16 protein-coding genes and 2 pseudogenes are annotated in these 18,411 nt (G+C 31.6%); 15 read left to right on the top strand and 3 right to left on the bottom strand.

Features of this window, described 5'->3' with window-relative positions:
- Both Q326_RS18660 and Q326_RS16740 read left to right on the top strand, forming a co-directional pair.
- Positions 1–273 (top strand): annotated as a pseudogene (locus Q326_RS18660) (RNA-guided endonuclease TnpB family protein); the annotation flags it as partial.
- A 235-nt stretch (positions 274–508) separates the two neighbouring features.
- Positions 509–1,879, top strand: coding sequence for a sodium:solute symporter family protein (locus Q326_RS16740; protein WP_051531160.1), 1,371 nt, complete (start codon positions 509–511; stop codon positions 1,877–1,879).
- Here Q326_RS16740 and Q326_RS0104925 read toward each other — a convergent pair.
- Complete coding sequence (locus Q326_RS0104925; RefSeq protein ID WP_026894353.1) at positions 1,869–3,029, bottom strand: M20 family metallopeptidase; 1,161 nt, start codon at positions 3,027–3,029, stop codon at positions 1,869–1,871. The genes Q326_RS16740 and Q326_RS0104925 overlap by 11 nt on opposite strands.
- 13 nt (positions 3,030–3,042) lie before the next feature.
- On the bottom strand, positions 3,043–3,870 hold the full coding sequence (locus Q326_RS0104930) for a transporter substrate-binding domain-containing protein (RefSeq protein WP_026894354.1): 828 nt from the start codon (positions 3,868–3,870) through the stop codon (positions 3,043–3,045).
- A 302-nt stretch (positions 3,871–4,172) separates the two neighbouring features.
- On the opposite strand from Q326_RS0104930, the gene aroQ reads away from it, so the two are divergent.
- On the top strand, positions 4,173–4,610 hold the full coding sequence (gene aroQ / locus Q326_RS0104935; RefSeq protein ID WP_026894355.1) for a type II 3-dehydroquinate dehydratase: 438 nt from the start codon (positions 4,173–4,175) through the stop codon (positions 4,608–4,610).
- Between the two features lie 5 nt (positions 4,611–4,615).
- A complete protein-coding gene (locus tag Q326_RS0104940) occupies positions 4,616–5,968 on the top strand; it encodes an MATE family efflux transporter (RefSeq protein ID WP_026894356.1) in 1,353 nt (450 codons plus the stop codon).
- A gap of 21 nt (positions 5,969–5,989) precedes the next feature.
- Here the strand turns inward: Q326_RS0104940 and Q326_RS0104945 are convergent.
- Positions 5,990–6,253: pseudogene (locus Q326_RS0104945) on the bottom strand (TIGR03905 family TSCPD domain-containing protein); the annotation flags it as partial.
- 111 nt (positions 6,254–6,364) lie between these two features.
- Between Q326_RS0104945 and Q326_RS0104950 the strand changes: the two are divergent.
- The 11 genes from Q326_RS0104950 to Q326_RS0105000 all read left to right on the top strand — a co-directional run bounded on the left by Q326_RS0104950 (position 6,365) and on the right by Q326_RS0105000 (position 18,348).
- Positions 6,365–7,045: a response regulator transcription factor gene (locus Q326_RS0104950; protein WP_026894358.1), complete on the top strand. Its 681-nt coding sequence runs from the start codon at positions 6,365–6,367 to the stop codon at positions 7,043–7,045.
- Positions 7,046–7,067: 22 nt separating this feature from the next.
- A complete protein-coding gene (locus tag Q326_RS0104955) occupies positions 7,068–8,486 on the top strand; it encodes a sensor histidine kinase (protein ID WP_026894359.1) in 1,419 nt (472 codons plus the stop codon).
- A gap of 114 nt (positions 8,487–8,600) precedes the next feature.
- Positions 8,601–9,050: an Hsp20/alpha crystallin family protein gene (locus Q326_RS0104960; protein WP_026894360.1), complete on the top strand. Its 450-nt coding sequence runs from the start codon at positions 8,601–8,603 to the stop codon at positions 9,048–9,050.
- 142 nt (positions 9,051–9,192) lie between these two features.
- Positions 9,193–10,446, top strand: a complete 1,254-nt coding sequence (locus tag Q326_RS16745) for a S1C family serine protease (RefSeq protein WP_051531162.1) — start codon at positions 9,193–9,195, stop codon at positions 10,444–10,446.
- Positions 10,447–10,577: 131 nt separating this feature from the next.
- On the top strand, positions 10,578–11,945 hold the full coding sequence (locus Q326_RS0104970) for a Na+/H+ antiporter NhaC family protein (protein ID WP_034601191.1): 1,368 nt from the start codon (positions 10,578–10,580) through the stop codon (positions 11,943–11,945).
- A gap of 114 nt (positions 11,946–12,059) precedes the next feature.
- The gene (locus Q326_RS0104975; RefSeq protein ID WP_051531164.1) at positions 12,060–13,346 is read left to right on the top strand and encodes an ATP-binding protein; all 1,287 of its coding nucleotides are present in this window, start codon (positions 12,060–12,062) and stop codon (positions 13,344–13,346) included.
- A gap of 4 nt (positions 13,347–13,350) precedes the next feature.
- Positions 13,351–14,211 (top strand): DNA-binding domain-containing protein, encoded by an 861-nt coding sequence (locus Q326_RS0104980; RefSeq protein WP_026894363.1) that lies wholly within the window; start codon positions 13,351–13,353, stop codon positions 14,209–14,211.
- Between the two features lie 134 nt (positions 14,212–14,345).
- A complete protein-coding gene (gene nhaC, locus Q326_RS16750) occupies positions 14,346–15,800 on the top strand; it encodes a Na+/H+ antiporter NhaC (RefSeq protein ID WP_051531167.1) in 1,455 nt (484 codons plus the stop codon).
- A 146-nt stretch (positions 15,801–15,946) separates the two neighbouring features.
- Positions 15,947–17,041 carry a DUF2157 domain-containing protein gene (locus Q326_RS0104990; protein WP_026894364.1) on the top strand — a complete coding sequence of 365 codons (1,095 nt, stop codon included), beginning with the start codon at positions 15,947–15,949 and terminating at the stop codon, positions 17,039–17,041.
- Entirely contained in the window at positions 17,031–17,582 is a 552-nt protein-coding gene (locus tag Q326_RS0104995) for a GDYXXLXY domain-containing protein (protein ID WP_026894365.1), read from the top strand. The genes Q326_RS0104990 and Q326_RS0104995 overlap by 11 nt, the downstream gene beginning before the upstream one ends.
- Positions 17,583–17,652: 70 nt before the next feature.
- Positions 17,653–18,348 (top strand): FadR/GntR family transcriptional regulator, encoded by a 696-nt coding sequence (locus tag Q326_RS0105000; RefSeq protein WP_026894366.1) that lies wholly within the window; start codon positions 17,653–17,655, stop codon positions 18,346–18,348.
- The last annotated feature ends 63 nt before the right edge of the window (positions 18,349–18,411 follow it).

The raw sequence follows: 18,411 nt of genomic DNA on the forward strand, positions 1-18,411 counted from the left end.
AAACTACAAGGCATTGAGATTAAATTCAAGGAAGAAAGCTATACAAGTGGTTGCAGTGCCTTTGACTTAGAGCCGATAACTAAAAAGACATATGATAAATCTCGTAGAGTAGTAAGAGGACTATTTAAGTCAAGTTTTGGATTGGTAAATTCGGACGTGAATGGTAGTCTAAACATATTAAGAAAAGAAGAAAAATGTATTCCCAAGTTAGTTGAGACTATGAGGGATAAGGGCAAGTGTTCTCGCCCGTTAAGAATAAGGGTTGCCTGCTAAGGTCGAAAGTTAAATACCAAACTTCTTACAAAGAAGCCACCGTTGCTTGTCTCGGTGGTAAGTTCACTAACAATATAGATATGATATTTTTAGTATAAATCACAAAGCCCCATACCAAGGAATATGAAATGGTGGATATTAATCTATTCCCTCTTTGAAAATACATATATGTTATAATGTAGAAAGAAATAATACTTGTATACAAATACGAATAGTAAATAAAGGGGGCATCAATTTGTTTATAGCATCGACTGCTATAACATTATTGTTTACAGGGATAGCAGGATATCTAGGGAAGTTAAAAATACAGAATTCTAAAGACTTTATATTTGGTGGAAATAAGCTGGGAGTAGCAGGAGTTACCAGTATGCTAATGGGGTCAATTATTGGTGGAGCATCTACTGTTGGTACGGCTCAAATGGCATTTACACAGGGCATAAGTGCCATATGGTTTATTATGGGGGTTTGTATTGCCAGTATTATATTGGGACTCATATATGGAAAATATATAGAAAATAAAGAGGTAGAGACTATACCCCAAATTATAGGGTATAGCTATGGTAATTCTGCAAGAACAGCATCAAGTATATTATTGTCCATAGGTATGTTTATACATATAAATGGTCAAGTGATAGCAGTTATAGCTATTTTTACTGCAGTTTTGGGAATGAGCTTTGAAAAGGCTGCAGGAATTGTCATTGTATTATTAATTGTATATGTAGTATTTGGAGGTATGTGGAGTAGTGCAATTGTAGGAGGAATAAAGACTATACTTCTCTATGGAACTAGTTTGATAAGTGGATATATTCTTATACATAATTTAAATGCATTATTAGAAATAAATTCTTTTTTTCCAAAGGAACCATGGTTTAATCTCTTTAGTGATGGGGTCGGACAGGATTTAGCTTTAGGAGTTAGTACTATTACAGGGATATTGTCTACACAGACATATTTTCAAGCTGTAATGGCAGGAAGAAATAAAAAGATATCGAGAAATAGCGGTTTCTTAACGGCATTTTTAGTACTGCCAGTAGGGATTGTATGTACCCTTATAGGGATGTATATGAGAATACATCATCCTTATATACCTCCAAGAGAGGCATTTCCTTTATTTTTGATGGAATATCTGTCTCCTGCAATAGGGGGCATATCTATGGCTACAGTATTGATATCCTCCACAGCAACTGGAGCAGGACTTACATTGGGTATAGCTACCATGTTTGTAAGGGATGTGTACAAAAAGATTATAGATAAGGATGCCAATGATAAGAGGCAATTATTGATATTGAGATTAGTGATTGTATTGATAGGGATATTTACTTTTATAGTAGTGATAAATAATAAGGGATCCTTGATTTTGGAATGGGGATTTTTATCTATGGTGTTTAGGGCATTACCAATATTTATTCCTGTTATGGGGGCTATACTCTTTAAAGAGAGAATAAATCCCAAGGCAGGTATATACAGTATAATAGGAGGGCCTGTAGCCAGTATACTATGGATTGCCTTGGGATATGATAAGTTGAATTCCATATATATAGGGCTTTTAGTGGGGATATTGCCCATTTGTATAAAGGGTCATTCGCAAAGGATTACTAATTCATAACTGATAGATATTCATCTTTTATTTTTTTTAGTATATCAGGGTATTCGATTATATCCATAGCTGTAAGTACCAATGCAGCTATGGTTTTTTTCATACTTTCATAGGCGTAGGGAGTACAAGTGGCATTGGCAAATTCTTTAGTGTGTCCTACCAATTCATTTTCACTTATGGAGAAATAGGGATGTATAGTAGGACATACATGACTTACATTTCCTACGTCAGATGAACCCTTAGGAGGACCTGCGGGATATATTTTTTCTATTCCCAAGTCTTTTAATTTATCTAAATACAGATTAGATAATGTACTGTTAGTAATGAGATTGTCATTAGAATATTCGTAATTTTCTATTTTCACAGTGGAACCAGTAGCCAATGCAGCGGCATTTGCACAATTTTTGACTTTATTACTGGTCTCTATCATGTAATCTTTAGTGGCAGAGCGTATATAGAATTGAGCTATAGCCAATGCAGGTACAATATTGGCAGCTTTGCCTCCCTCTTTTATGATGCCATGGATTCGAGTATCTGATTTTATATGCTCCCTTAGGGCATTTATATTGTTAAATGTCAATATTGCAGCATCCAATGCGTTGATTCCTTTATCAGGGTTAGATGATGCATGGGCGGATTTTCCCTTGAAAGTAAATTGTATAGCCTCCATAGCCAATGTTTTACCGCTTTCCATAAATTTATCACTGGGGTGTGATATCATTGCAATATCTACATCATTAAAAGCACCCTTTTCTGCTAATATTACCTTAGCTCCGTTGGTTTCTTCGGCAGGAGTACCAAATAATATTACAGTGCCTCCTAAATCATCTATAACTTTACTCAATGTGATAGCAGCCCCCGAACTTGTAACCCCTAATATATTGTGTCCGCAGCCATGACCTATACCTGGAAGTGCATCATATTCTGCCAGATATCCAATGGTAGGACCAGACTTTTTGCTTGTATAGGTAGCTTTGAATGCAGTAGGTATATCCATATAATTTTTTTCTATATGGAATCCATATTCTTGTAATAAATCCATATGGGCAGCAGCTGATTTATATTCCATATTTCCCAATTCGGGATTATTAAAAATAAATTCATTTAGTTTAATTAATTCTGATTCTAAAGAATCAATAATAGTCTTGATGTCTTTCATAAAAATTCCTCCTTTAATTTTCCTTTGCTAAAGCCTTGGCATCTGCAATAAATTTTTTAATCATATCTTTTTCTACCAATCTATCTATAGTTTTATTTATCTCATTGACCAGTTGAGTATTTCCTTTTTTGATTGCAACAGCAGAGCCTTCATATGTATTCTCAACTTTTATACTAGATATAGCTAATTGAGGATTTTCTTTTACATAGGATATAGCTACATCCTTTGGAATAATAATGGCATCTGCTTTATCATTGTTTATTAATAAGACTAAATCTGTTACCTTTCCTAACCCCTTTGGCGTACTATCGGGAAGCTGGTTTTTAGCTATTTTTTCCTGTATAGCCCCTTTTTGTACCCCTATTATCTTTCCTGCTAGATCTTCATTAGATGTATATTTTTCTTTATTCTCTGCTTTTATCACTATACATTGTTCTCCATAATTATATACCTTAGAGAAATCCACACTTTGTTTTCGTTCTTCTGTTGGAGTCATTCCAGCCAATACGAAATCCACCTTATTGGTATTTAATGCAGCCAATAGACCATCAAATCTCATATCTTTAATTTCCAATTCAACTCCTAAATCTTTTGCGATCTCTTTAGCTATTTCTATGTCATAACCTACTATGGTGTCCACTCCATTTATGTTTTTGTGAAATTCATTTGGAGGGAAATCTGCACTGGTACCTAAAACGATCTTTCCAGATGCCTTAATTTTTTCTACAGCATTTAATTCTTCTGCTGATGATTCTTTGGCGTTACCATTGGAGTTTGAGCAGCCCGTTGATAAAATTAATATTAATGACAGTATAACAAGGATGAATTTACATTTTTTCATAATATAACCTCCCTATTGATTTTTAAATATTATACAGAAAAAAGAATAAAATTGCAATACTATTTGCAAAAATAATCATAAAAAAATATAAAAATACATAATTGGTAAAGGCTATGGACAGAAATACGATCAAATTCAGTGTTAAAAACAGACAAATTTATGTATAACATATATGGGACTAAAGTATAAATATGCAAAGTCTGAAATATTATAATATTAGAATCTTTTTATAAAATAGGCTTGAAAATCTGATATAATATTTGTAAAATGTAGAATAAAATTAAATCATAGAGGTGCTGATTATGAAGATTATAGTAATTAATGGACCCAATATAAATTTATTGGGCATAAGAGAGAAAGATATATATGGCAGTATGACATATGAGGGTATATTGGAATTAATATACAGAGAATCTAGGTCCATGGGCATTGATGTGGATGTATTTCAAAGTAATAGTGAAGGAGATTTGATTGATAAAATCCAGGATGCAAGAAATATTTATGATGGAATAATAATAAATCCTGGGGGATATTCCCACTATAGTATAGCTATACATGATGCGTTAAAGGGTATAAATATACCTTCGATAGAGGTGCATATCTCCAATATATATGCAAGGGAAGATTTCAGACAGGTATCAGTTACTGCCAAGGCTTGTGAAGCTCAAATTAGTGGCATGGGTGTCTATGGATATATTTTAGCTATTTATGGAATAAAAAATATATTGAAAAATAGGTGAATTATATGAAACTAAGGAATAAAGATTTTTATAAAAATATGGCATCGATAGCTGTGCCTATAGTAATTCAAAACCTTATAACATCTTCTCTTAATATGGTAGACACAGTTATGATTGGTAGTTTGGGAAAATCTAATATTGCAGCAGTAGGGTTGGCTAATCAGTTTTTTTTCTTATTTGTATTATTACTTTTTGGTATCAATAGTGGTGCTGCCATATTTATATCTCAATTTTGGGGAAAGAGGGATATAGTAAATATAAGGAAGGTCCAAGGAATAGCAATGTTATCTGGATTGATATTGAGTATAGGGTTTGGAGGAGCTGCTTTTTTTCTACCAGAACAGATACTTAGAATTTTTTCTACTGATTCTGTAGTGATAGATTTAGGAAGTAGATATATAAAGATAGTATCTATAAGTTATTTTTTAACAGCAATAAGCTTTTCTTATTCATTTGCATCTAGGAGTATAGGACATGCAAAATTACCCATGATGGTAAGTGCCATATCACTGGGAATCAATACATTGTTTAATTATGTATTGATTTTTGGTAATCTAGGATTTCCTGAGCTTAAAATTATAGGAGCGGCAATAGCCACTTTAACAGCTAGGGCAGTAGAACTTACATTGCTTCTATTTATTATATATAGAAGTGGTAATGTGTTGGCTGCTAAAGTGAAGGAACTTTTTGATTTTTCCTATGATTTTATTAGAAAATTTTTCAACACTACATTGCCTGTTATATTAAATGAAGGATTCTGGTCTTTAGGGGTTACGATGTATTCTATAGCTTATGCTAGAATAAGTACAGATGCCATTGCGTCGGTTCAGATAGCTACTACTGTTCAAAATGTATTTATGGTAATTGGTAGGGGTCTTGCGAGTGCATGTGCAGTAATGATAGGAAATAAAATAGGTGCAAATGAAGAGCCTGAGGCTGTGAATTATTCTAAAAGATTTGCAATAATATCTACTGTATTAGGTATAATTTTAGGATGTTTATTATTTTTGTCATCTCATATGATATTGGGACTGTTTAATATATCTCAACAAGTATATATAAATGCTCAAAAGATATTATGGATTATGGCCTTGATTATGGGAGCTAAGATGTTTAATTTGATCCTTATAGTGGGCATATTGAGAAGTGGAGGAGATACAAAATTTTCATTGTTTCTTGAGGCGGGAAGTGTATGGATAGTGGGAGTGCCAATGGCTTTTATTGGTGCTCACTTATTAAAATTACCTATTCATTGGGTAGTGTTAATGGTATCATCAGAGGAGATTGTAAAGGCGTTGATAGGGATACCTAGAGTTATATCTAAAAAATGGGTAAAAAATGTGGTAAAAGATTTATAATCACATTTTTACCCTCTGTATCTATTTTGATTCATTTGATTTTATATACTCTTCTAATGCGTGACATAGTTGGTCGGGACAAGATGTATTTTTAAATCCACATCTAATACCTTTTAGTTTTTTTATAACATCTTTTATAGGCATGTTTTTGACTAGACTTGTTATGCCTAAAAGGTTCCCTGGACACCCTCCATCAAATTTGACATCTGTTAATATATCATTTTCAACCTCGAATGTGATTTTCCTAGAACATACACCTGTGGGAATATATGAGAACATAGTACACTTCCTTTCTTTGTATTAGTCCGAATAAAATATTATTGTATTTTTATTTTATTGTCAAGATATTTATTGGACATGTTAATATATTAAGTAGGTGATAAGGGAGATGAGAAAATGGATAGAAAAAAGAAGATTATGGTTATAGATGATGATAAAAATATAGTGGAACTTATATCATTGTATTTGGAAAAAGAAGGTTATAGTGTAGTAAAATACCATAGTGCTGTGGAAGCCCTTGAAAATTATTCTAAGGATACACCTGAGTTGGTTATATTGGATATTATGCTTCCAGAAATGGATGGGTATGAAATGTGTACTGAAATAAGAAAGATGAGTAATATCCCCATAATAATGATAACAGCAAAGGGAGAAACCTTTGATAAGGTATTGGGATTAGAACTTGGGGCCGATGACTATATAGTGAAGCCCTTTGATGGAAAGGAAATGATAGCTAGGGTTAAAGCTGTTCTCAGGAGATATAGTACAAATAATACGTCCAAAAAGCAATTGGTAATACCAAACCTTACTATAGATATGGCAGATTATTCTATAATTTACCATGGGAAAAAGATGGAATTGCCACCAAAGGAATTGGAACTATTATACACATTGGCTTCTAAACCCAATAGAGTATTTACTAGAGAACAATTGTTAGACAAGATATGGGGATATGATTATATAGGTGAAAGTAGAACAGTAGATGTTCATATAAAGAGAATAAGGGAAAAACTAAATAAAGATAATAATTGGGAGATAAAAACTGTATGGGGCGTAGGATATAAATTTGTTTTGTAAAAGTCAATGAGGTGAATTTATTTTGAAAACATTATTTGGAAAACTTGTAACTATACAGATTGGCGTATTGATTTTAGGATTTATATTATTGACTATGTTTATGTCCAATGGTATTGAAGATTATATGATGAAAGAGAGAGAAGATGAACTTATAAAGCAAGCCAAGAGGATAGAAAACCAATATCAATCAGTTTTTGATAGAGGGATTGTAGATTTAGATAAATTGGGAATGGAAATGGAGATATTAAACAAATATATGAATGCCGATATATGGTTAATAAATAGAAATGGTCAAATATATGTAAACTCAATGGTTGAAGACGTTTCAAAAATACAAAAAGAGTTAAAATTTAATGAAATAGCTAGAGTGTTTAAGGGAGATACTGTAAAACGAAGGGGATATTTTAAAAGTTTTTATAATGAACCGGTATTGACTGTTGGATATCCGATAAAGATAAATGGAGAAGTTGTTCTTGCATTATTTATGCATAAGTCTATACCAGAAATAAATAAGACAGTGTCAGGCATATATAAAATAGCCCTTTTAGCGTTGATTTTTTCTACTGGCATAGCGATAATTATGGTGTTTTTAATGTCGAAAAATATTACAAATAAGATTAGCCTTATAAATAGAGGGGCCAAAAGAATAGCAAAGGGTGACTTTGAGAGTACTATAGAGATAGATGAACAGGATGAATTGGGGGAACTGGCCACTAGCTTTAATGAGATGGCCTCCGAATTGGGAAAGGTCGAAGAGTTAAGGCAGAATATCATTTCCAATATATCCCATGATTTAAGGTCTCCATTGACAAGCATAAAGGGATTTATACAGGCTATGCTTGATGGAACTATAGAAGGAGAAAAGGGTAAGAAGTATCTAGAAATAACTTTAAACGAGACTGAAAGATTGACTAAATTAACTAATGATATATTGGAGATATCCAAAATGCAAGGGGGACAAATAAAATTAAATAAAGAAAAATTTAATATAAATAGTTTGATAATAAACGAATTAGATAAATTTGAAGATAGGATTGACAGTAAAGGCATAGATGTGGACATAAGATTATTAGAGGATAACTATATGGTGTTTGCAGATCAAAATGAAATAAATAGGGTAGTATATAATCTCCTTGATAATGCAGTAAAATTTGTGAAGCCCAATGGTTTAATAGGGATTAAGATGGAAAAGAAAAAAAATAAGATAGCTGTCTCTATTACCAATAGTACCGATCCCATATCTAGAGAGGAATTGAAGCATATATGGGATAGATTTAATAAATTAGATGTATCTAGGGGAAAAGATGTGACAGGTTTTGGTTTAGGGCTGTCAATTGTAAGGGAAATATTAAAAGCCCATGACGAGGATATAGAAGTTTTAACCCATGAAGGAGAATATATTGAATTTATTTTTACACTATCTACAATAGATAAAAAATGATATAAATTATGTTATATAATAGACAATTTGGGTATATAATAAATTAGGAAGTGTTATGAACTAACCTTATCTATAGGGTAATTCAAATATTAAATATAATTTGGAGGTGGTTTTATGTTTGGATTGACACCATATAGAAGGGGTAGAGACAGATTATCTAGGAGGTCAGATATAGGTGACTTTTTTGAAGAAATGTTTGACAATAGTTTCTTCAAACCGTTAGAATCTTTGGCAGAAGATAGTAGAATGTTTAAAGTAGATGTTAAGGAAACCGATGAAGCGTATATGATAGAAGCAGACTTGCCAGGGGTTGAAAAAGAAAATGTTGCAATAGAATATGAAAACAATTATTTGACTATTTCTGCTAAAAGAGAAGATGAATTAAAAGAAGAACGGCAAAATTTCATAAGGCAAGAGAGACATAGAGGAGAAGTCAGAAGGAGTTTCTTCATCGATAATGTGGATGAAGAAAATATAAATGCTAAATTCAAAGATGGTGTATTAAAAATACAGTTAAATAAAATAGATAAGGGCAATAACAAGAGAAAAATTGAAATTGAATAATATTATCATATAAAGACTTAAGGGTTGTCCTTAAGTCTTTATATGTTTTTCAAATGTTAACAAATAGTTCATAATTTATATAAATATATGCATTAATATAATAGATGTAAAGTTGATGAGGGGAAAACAGGAGGTGTACATAATGGATAAATTTGATAACAAAGGAAGCCATTTTTCTAGTTATTACTCTTATGAACACGAAAAGCCACAACAGAAAGTGGAAAAAGAAGAAGAGGTAAAGGAAAAAAAGAGATTTACCTTTAGACAAATAGTTATATTAGTACTTATAGTTTCTATAGTAGGTGGTGGAGCATTAGGAGCAGGATATGGAGTAACTAAGTATTTTCTAATAGATGAAAAAACTGAAGCAGAGGCTAAAAGTTTAGATGGATTTAACAATAAAGATATGTATACCAATTTAAATGATATATATACTCCTAAAAGGGAATCTGCCATAGTCAATATAGCAGAGGAAGTGGGCCCTTCTGTAGTGGCAATAACTAGTAAGGTGACAGTAAGTGATTGGTTTAACAATAAATATACAGAAGAAGGAAGGGGCTCGGGAGTAATATTTGATATAGATAAAGATAGGATATTGATATTGACCAATAACCATGTAATAGACAATGCCCAAGAACTGGTAGTAACGTTAAATGACAATGAAAAGGTCCCAGCAAATGTTATTGGTACAGATAGTGAGACAGATTTAGGTATTATAAAAGTGGATAGAGCTGATATACCTGATGAGGCATATAGAAAAATAAGATCTGTTTCCTTTGGAGATTCAGATGAGTTGAAGGCAGGAGAGACAGCTATAGCTATAGGAAATCCACTGGGATACAATAACACAGTAACTGTGGGAGTGATAAGTGCATTAAATAGAAAGGTAAAATTGCCAGATAAGAATTTGACATTAATACAGACTGATGCAGCTATAAATCCTGGTAATAGTGGAGGAGCCTTAGTAAATATAGATGGAGAGGTTATAGGTATAAATACTGTAAAGATAGCTGATACAGAGGTAGAAGGTATAGGATTTGCAATCCCTATAAACTATGCAAAACCTGTAATCAAAGAGTTAGTGGAAAAAGGATATGTATCTAGGCCATATCTGGGAATAATAGGTCAAAACATAGATGCTAAATCATCACAGCTTTTTGAGATACCCATAGGGGTAATAGTAGTAGATGTTATGAAAAATGGTGCAGCAGACCTATCAGGAATTAAAAAAGGTGATGTAATAATATCGGCAGATGGACAGAGTATAACATCTATGGAACAATTAAGTAATATAATAAGGAATCACGAAGTAGGAGAGAAGATAGAAATAAAAGTTGTAAGAAATGGTAAGGAGAAAAAGGAGTTTTCGGTAGAATTAAAAGAAAAACTTAATTAGCCCCCCACTATTTTAATATATAGTCTCCCTTTATCTATAAGGATAGAGGGAGATGTTTATATTTTTGATTAAGATTTTTGATGTTATAATGAGAGTTGGAATACAAATTTCATTATATAAGGGGGATAAAAATGGAACATAAGATAAAAAGGTCTATAAAGTATTTTATTTTAATTGTATGTATAGTAGCTATAACTATATGTATCTACTTCAAACTTTCTCTGTTTTATGGTTTTTATGTAAGTATTATTGTAACTTATATTACCTTTTTAAAGGAAGGATATTCCAATGGAGAGTTAGTAAAAATGATAAAAGAAGGAGTAATTTCTTGCTGGAGTGTATTTGCAATAATAGTGCTTATGGGTGCAATGATATCTATGTGGATTGCATCGGGAGTAGTTCCCACGATGATCTATTATGGTCTTGAATACATATCCAGATTTAATTTTTTGTTAATGGCTTTTTTGATAACTAGTATGACATCTATTTTTATGGGGACTGCATTGGGCACTGTAAGTACCATAGGAATAGCATTAATGGGTATAGGTATGGGACTTACTATACCTAATTATATATTATTAGGTGCCATAGTCTCTGGGGCATTTATAGCAGACAAGATATCCCCCATGTCTGCATTGGTGAATTTGAACTTAAAGACTACAGAAATTACATATAAATATGGAATAATACAGATGTTAAAAACCACCATACCTACATTGATAGTTACTTCTCTTTTGTATTATTTTTTAGGAAGGGAGTATGGTAATACTATAGATATAGATAGAGTTAATATGATAAAAGAATTTATGGAAGGATATTTTGAAATAAATCCTATACTACTATTATTTCCCACATTGGTAGTTTTTCTTGCAATATTGGGCATTAAAGTAGTTAATAATATGATATTGGGAACTGTAGCAGGTGCAGGTATCGCTATACTTTATCAAGGATTTACTTTAAATCAGATTATTAATCATATATTGTGGGGATTTTCAATGGATAGCAGTGGAGAATTATCTAGTATATTAAAAGGGGGCGGGATTATATCTATGGCAGAAGTGCTTATTACGGTGTTAGGAGTAGTGATTTTAAGTAGTTTATTAGATGGGGCAAATATAGTAAGCCCTATAATCATCAAGGTTACACAAAATATTAGGAATAAGGGAGCCCTTATTGCCAGAACTGGAATATTAAGTGCATTGTTGACTACCATGACATGTGATCAAACTATAGGTATAATAATCCCTGGGAAAATGTTGAAAGAAAAGTTTAAGAATATGGATTTAAGTACAGGTATATTGGCAAGGACCATATCAGATACTGGTAGTATAGTTGCTCCACTGGCACCGTGGAATGTAAACTCTATAGTGATAGCATCACTTACAGGAATAGCTACATTTAAATATGCACCATATGCTATATTTTGTTATATTGCACCTATAGTGACTATACTTTCAGGTTTTTTATTAGAAACGAGAGAAAAAAGAAGTAATGCCTAGAAAACACTATGGGAACTATAGTAATTGAATGATTGAGAATAACATTGCAAGTACTTTCCTTAGAAGGTATAATGAAATAAATAGATAGGGAATAATATATAGAGGATGTTTGTTATGGAGATAATTAAAAAACACCATATAAAGCAATTAATGATAATAGCTGTTATAGACTCTATTTCATCTCTTTTTTATCTTAATTTTCCCATTGAAGGATTTAGGATAACATTTTCCGTAGTATTTTTTCCATGGCTATTGGACATGTATGATGACCTAAATCCTGTTTTAGCATTGGGATTTGCAGCAGTAGTTGAGATTTTCTTTAGAAGTGTAGGTATATTTTTTCAAACAGGAGATTTTATCTATGCCTTTTTTAGCAGTTATCAGGAGATATTGTTTTATTTGATATATGGATTGATTTTTTATTATCTTTATTCAAAACATAATGGACATAAAAGTATAGTAGGCAATTTTATTATATTTTTCCTATGTGATTTTGCTGGCAATTTTGGCGAATTTATAATGAGGATATTTACATTGCCAGAAACAGTGACTTTAAAGACCCTTAAATTTATAATTTATGCTGCATTGATTAGAGCAGCCATAGCGCTATTGACTATAACATTTATGAAGTATTTTGAACTATTGATTGTGAAAGAAGAACATGAAGAGAGATATAAGAAGTTAGTGTCTCTAGCAACAGATCTAAAAGCAGAAACTTATTTTATGAATATGAATGTAGATTATTTAGAAAAGGTTATGAATAATGCATATGTATTGTATGGCAAGATGTCAAAGATGAAAGAAATGGATGATCTAAAAAAACTGTCATTAAATATAGCTAAAGATGTCCATGAGATAAAAAAAGATTATTTGAGGGTTATTAGAGGAATAGAAGAGATAATGAATAATAAAATAAAATATTCAAATATGGAAATTAAGGACATTTTTGAGATATTAAAGCAGAATACAGATAGGTTTCTAACCTTTTCTAATGAAGAAATAGATATAACATTTGATATAAAAGAGAATTTTTACATAAAAGAACATTATTCGTTTATGTCGGTATTTAGAAATTTAATAAATAATGCAATAGAAGCTATAAATGAAAAGGGAGAAAAGGGAGAAATTATAGTTAAACATAGAACTGATGGGGATATGCATATTTTTACCATTTCAGATAATGGTATAGGAATAAAGGAAAAAAATCTTGAATATATTTTCCAGGCTAGATTTTCTACTAAATTTGATAAAAGCACTGGAAATATAAGTAGGGGTATAGGGCTAACTCTTGTAAAGGCTGTAATAGAAAATAAATTTGGAGGTGAACTGGAAGTAGAGTCCCAATATAATCAGGGGACTACTTTTAAGATTATAATTCCAAAGAAAAGGTTAGGGGGTTAAAGTATTGTTAAAAGTCTATATAGTAGATGATGACATTTCTGTTGTAAAGATACTGGAAAATATTATTGAGGATTGTGATTTAGGAGATGTTGTGGGATATTCCCTTGGAGGAGAAGATACAGTAAACGACATATTATTATCAGATCCAGATATAGTCTTGATAGATTTATTGATGCCTGACAAAGATGGCATTGAAATAGTCAAAGACATAAGGGAAGAAGATAATAACATAAAATTTATAATGATATCTCAAGTGAATACTAAAGAGATGATAGGTAATGCCTATGAATCGGGGATAGAATTTTTTATAAACAAGCCTATTAATATTATTGAAGTTAAAAATATTATGGAAAAATTGTCTGAAAAGATAAAAATGGAAAAGATATTGACTCAAATTGAAAGTGTAGTCAAAAAAGATGATCAGAAATCTATTGAAAAGATTTCTAAAAATCCAGTACTTGACGTAATCACAAATATAAAGAAGATATTAAATAAATTAGGCATACTAGGAGAAAAGGGAGGAGAAGACATAATTAGGATATGTCAATATCTACTGAAAACAAAGACATCCATATTTGATTATAAGATTAAAGATCTATGTAATCTTTTGGCAGAAGATAACCAGAAGGCCATGGAGCAAAGGATAAGAAGGGCAATAAATAAGGGGTTAGTAAATTTGGCCAATATAGGTATGGAAGATTACATGAATTCTACATTTACCAAGTATTCAAACTCTATATATAACTTTCAAGATGTAAAGGCTCAAATGGATTATATTAGGGGTAAAAGGAAAACTGGTGGAAAGATAAACGTAAAGAAGTTTATTGATAATATCATGGCATATCAAGAAATAGGAGATATGTGAAAAAATAATCAATTCGTTCAAATGGAAATATTCTAAATATTACACAAATGCTTTAGAGCGTTTGTGTATTTTTTTGTATTTTTCTAATTTGTCGAAATATAATAAATGTTGAAAAGAAAAGAGGAGGAGATATAATGTCAGAAAGTGGCACGAAGCCCAGTGAAATGACTTTTGGTAGAGCAATGATTCCAGTATTATTTTTAATTGGAGCACTATTTGTGGGATTAAATATTTATGGATCAGATCCCCATATACCTATTTTAGCTACAGCTGTAGTTGCTGGGTTAGTAGGATTAAAGTCAGGATATTCGTGGCAACATATGGAAGAGGCAATAATGGATACAATAAAGGTTGCCATGCAAGCAGTTCTTATTTTAATGGTAATAGGAGCACTTACTGGGACATGGATATTGTCAGGGACAGTACCTAGTATGATTTATTATGGACTACAGATAATATCACCAGGGATATTTTTAATAGCTACTACTATTATTTCGGCAATCGTTTCCATAGCTACAGGTAGTTCATGGACTACGGCGGGAACAGTGGGTATAGCCCTTATAGGTATAGGAGAAGGATTGGGAATACCTCTACCTATAGTAGCAGGAGCTATTATATCAGGGGCCTATTTTGGTGATAAGTTGTCACCTCTTTCAGACTCAACAAACTTAGCACCTGCAATGGCAGGAGCGGAATTGTTTGAACATATAAGACATATGCTTTATACAACAGTACCAAGTTTGCTAATATCTTTAGTATTGTATGGAATAATAGGAATGAAATATTCAGGAAGTAGTATAGATACAGAGGGAATTGAGGTTATATTAAATGGACTTTCTTCACAGTTTACTATAAGTCCAATATTGTTAATTCCACCACTGATGGTAATATTAATGGTTATATTTAAGATACCTGCAATACCAGGACTAATTGGTGGAGTATTGGTTGGTGGAATATTTGCAGTTGTATTTCAAGGTCAAAATTTAGGATCTATAATTGATGCGGCCCATTATGGCTATGTTTCAGAAATGGGAATTCCTGCGGTAGATGACTTGCTTACTGGTGGAGGATTAGATGGTATGATGTGGACAGTGTCATTGATACTTTGTGCTATGTCCTTTGGTGGTATAATGGAAAAGACAGGTATGCTAGAGGCTATTGCCAGAAAGATATTGACATTGGCCAATAGTACAGGTTCATTAGTGTTATCTACAATATTGACTGCTATAGCTTCAAACTTTGTGGCAGGAGACCAGTATTTATCAATAGTTATAACAGGAAGAATGTACAAAGATGTATATGATGAAAAAGGGCTTCATCCTAAAAATCTTTCTAGAGTATTGGAGGATTCAGGTACCCTTACATCACCATTGGTACCATGGAATACATGTGGGGCATTCATGTATAAGACATTGGGAGTACATCCCTTTGCATTTGCACCCTATGCCTTCTTGAATTTATTGAATCCAATAATCTCTACTATATATGGATTTACAGGCATAACGATGGAGAAGGTAGAGAAGGAAGAAAAGTCAGAAAAACAAAAAAAGAAAAAATATTCCAAAGAGTCAATAGAAGGCACTATATAATATATAATTAGAATAGAGTTTAATATATTAAGGGAATAGTTAGTAGCTACGAACTACTAACTATTCCCTTATTTTGTTTTTTATTATCAAGTAAGGGTAAAATATAGATTAGAATAGGATTGCAAATGAAAAGGATGTGTTGACTATTGGATAAAAAAAGACAGGTGACAAAAAAAGAATACAATTTTTTAGCAAGTGAAATAAAGTTTATTGAAGAAAAAAATATAATAAATAGGGAACAAAAAGATAAGATATTGGGACTGTATAAAAGGCCAGATGAGACTAATTTTATTAAAATAATATCATTAATAGGTGCAATACTAGTGGGATTGGGGGTATTGACCTTTATAGCTAGTAATTGGGAGATAATATCTAAACCTTTTAAGTTTATCATTATTTTATTGGGATATTTGCTTACTTTCTTTGGGGGATATAAAAGTGAGGATCAATATCCTAAAACAGGTAGGGCACTGATATATATTTCTGTACTCATATTTGGATCGGGAATATTTTTAGTAGGACAGATGTTTAACTATGGAGGAGAGGTAGATAGGGCGTTTTTATTATGGACTATAGGTATATTACCCATGGGAATGTTTCTCATGGATAAATATATTTTAACTTTTTCTATTGGAACATCAATAATGTATTTAATTACTGGAATGGATACATATTTATCCATGGATTGGACAGTGATAGTTTTACTAGGAATAATAATATCTTTATACATATATAATAATAAATTGTTGAATTCAGCTTTAGTAACATTGTCAAATAATCTATTATTATTGCTGTATATCTTGTATTTAGTCATAGAATGGAGGATATCTGCTACTTATGTGATTATACTCTTTTTAGGTATAGGGCTATTTATGTATATCTTTCCTTTTAAAACCCATAATAAGGTATTGAAGATTCAAGGAAATATTGTATTTGGGTTTTCAGGACTATTATTGACTATACCAAATGTATGGGAAGAACTTTCTTATATAGACACAGGCAATATACCAGCATTGTTATTTGCTATATTATATATATTATTTTTGTTTTTCCTTACAAAGAAAGAAAGTCTGATAAGCTTGATATTTATATTTATCACTATATTTAGATATTATTTTGATAGAGCTTATGATTTCATGCCTAAATCTTTGTTTTTTATTATAGGAGGTATTTTATTAATAGGCTTTGGATATTATTTTGAAAGGGCAAGAAAAAGGATAGGTGAAAGAGATGAAATATAATAGAAAAAAAAGATATATATTTGCGGCACTGATACCAATATTAATACTTTTAGGTATGACCGTAATACCTATTTTAACACTGATCAATGGTGAGGAAGTCTTTCTTGAAGCCAATTATTTTACCCCTAGAGATATATTTAGGGGACAGTACCTGGACTTAAATTATAAAATAGAACAGGTAGATATAGACAAATTATCCGATGAGATAATAGAGAATCCAGAAGAATATGAAGATAGACAGTTATATGGAGTATTAAAAGGACAAAATGATTATCATGTACTGGATTATATAACCACAAAGAAACCTAAAGATAAATTATTTTTGAAATGCAGACTAGTATCATATTATCAATTAAAAAACATAAAAAATGATAAAAAACGTGTAAATGATAAAGTTCATATAGAGTATGCATTAGACAGATACTTTATATCAGAAGATGGGGAGTTTGAAGATATATTTAATAGTGGAGATTATAATGTTGTGGTAAAAATGAAGCTATATAGAGGCAGAGCACTGTTAGTAGATGTAATTGAAAAATAAGAAGGATATAGTAAAAAAATGGAGAATTATATAATACAATAAAGAAAATTTTGTGTAAGGAGAAAATTTCATGTTTAAACCTATAAAAAGTAAAAAAATATATGAATATGTTGTAGAACAAATACAACAGATGATTGTAAATGGAGACCTAAAAAGTGGAGACAAGCTGCCATCAGAAAGGGAATTGGCTGAGAGGCTTAAAGTTAGTAGAACCTCTATTAGAGAAGCATTGAGGGCATTGGAAGTGTTAGGATTAATAGAAAGTAGACAGGGAGAGGGAAATTTTATAAAAGAAAGTTTAGATAATGGTTTTTTTCAGCCCCTTTCGGTAATGTTTATGCTTAATAAGGATAATCCATCAGATATACTAGAGCTTAGAATTGCCATAGAGGTTGAGGCAGCATCTTTAGCTGCTAGAAGAATAAATGATGAAGATATACAAGAATTGGAAGAACTCATGGATAAATTAATAGAATCTGATGATGAAAAATATAGTGCCAAATATGATACCGAGATACATTATAAGATAGCCAGTGTCACTAAAAACTATTTGATTATAAATCTGTTAAATGGCATATCTTCATTGATAGAGACATTTATAAAGAATGCAAGGGAAAGTATATTGAGGGAGAATGAGGAGAAGGATATATTAATAAAACAACATAGAAAGATATGTGATGCGTTGATTGAACGGGATCCTGATAAAGCTGCTTCGGCAATGAGAGAGCATCTCATATTTGTCAATGACTATTTAAAAAATCTATAGAATCAGAAAGGGATAAGAGAGTTAGTAGTTTAATAAAGAAATCCATAGCATTTCCACCAAGAA

Source organism: Clostridiisalibacter paucivorans DSM 22131 (genome assembly GCF_000620125.1).
Classification (GTDB): domain Bacteria; phylum Bacillota; class Clostridia; order Tissierellales; family Clostridiisalibacteraceae; genus Clostridiisalibacter; species Clostridiisalibacter paucivorans.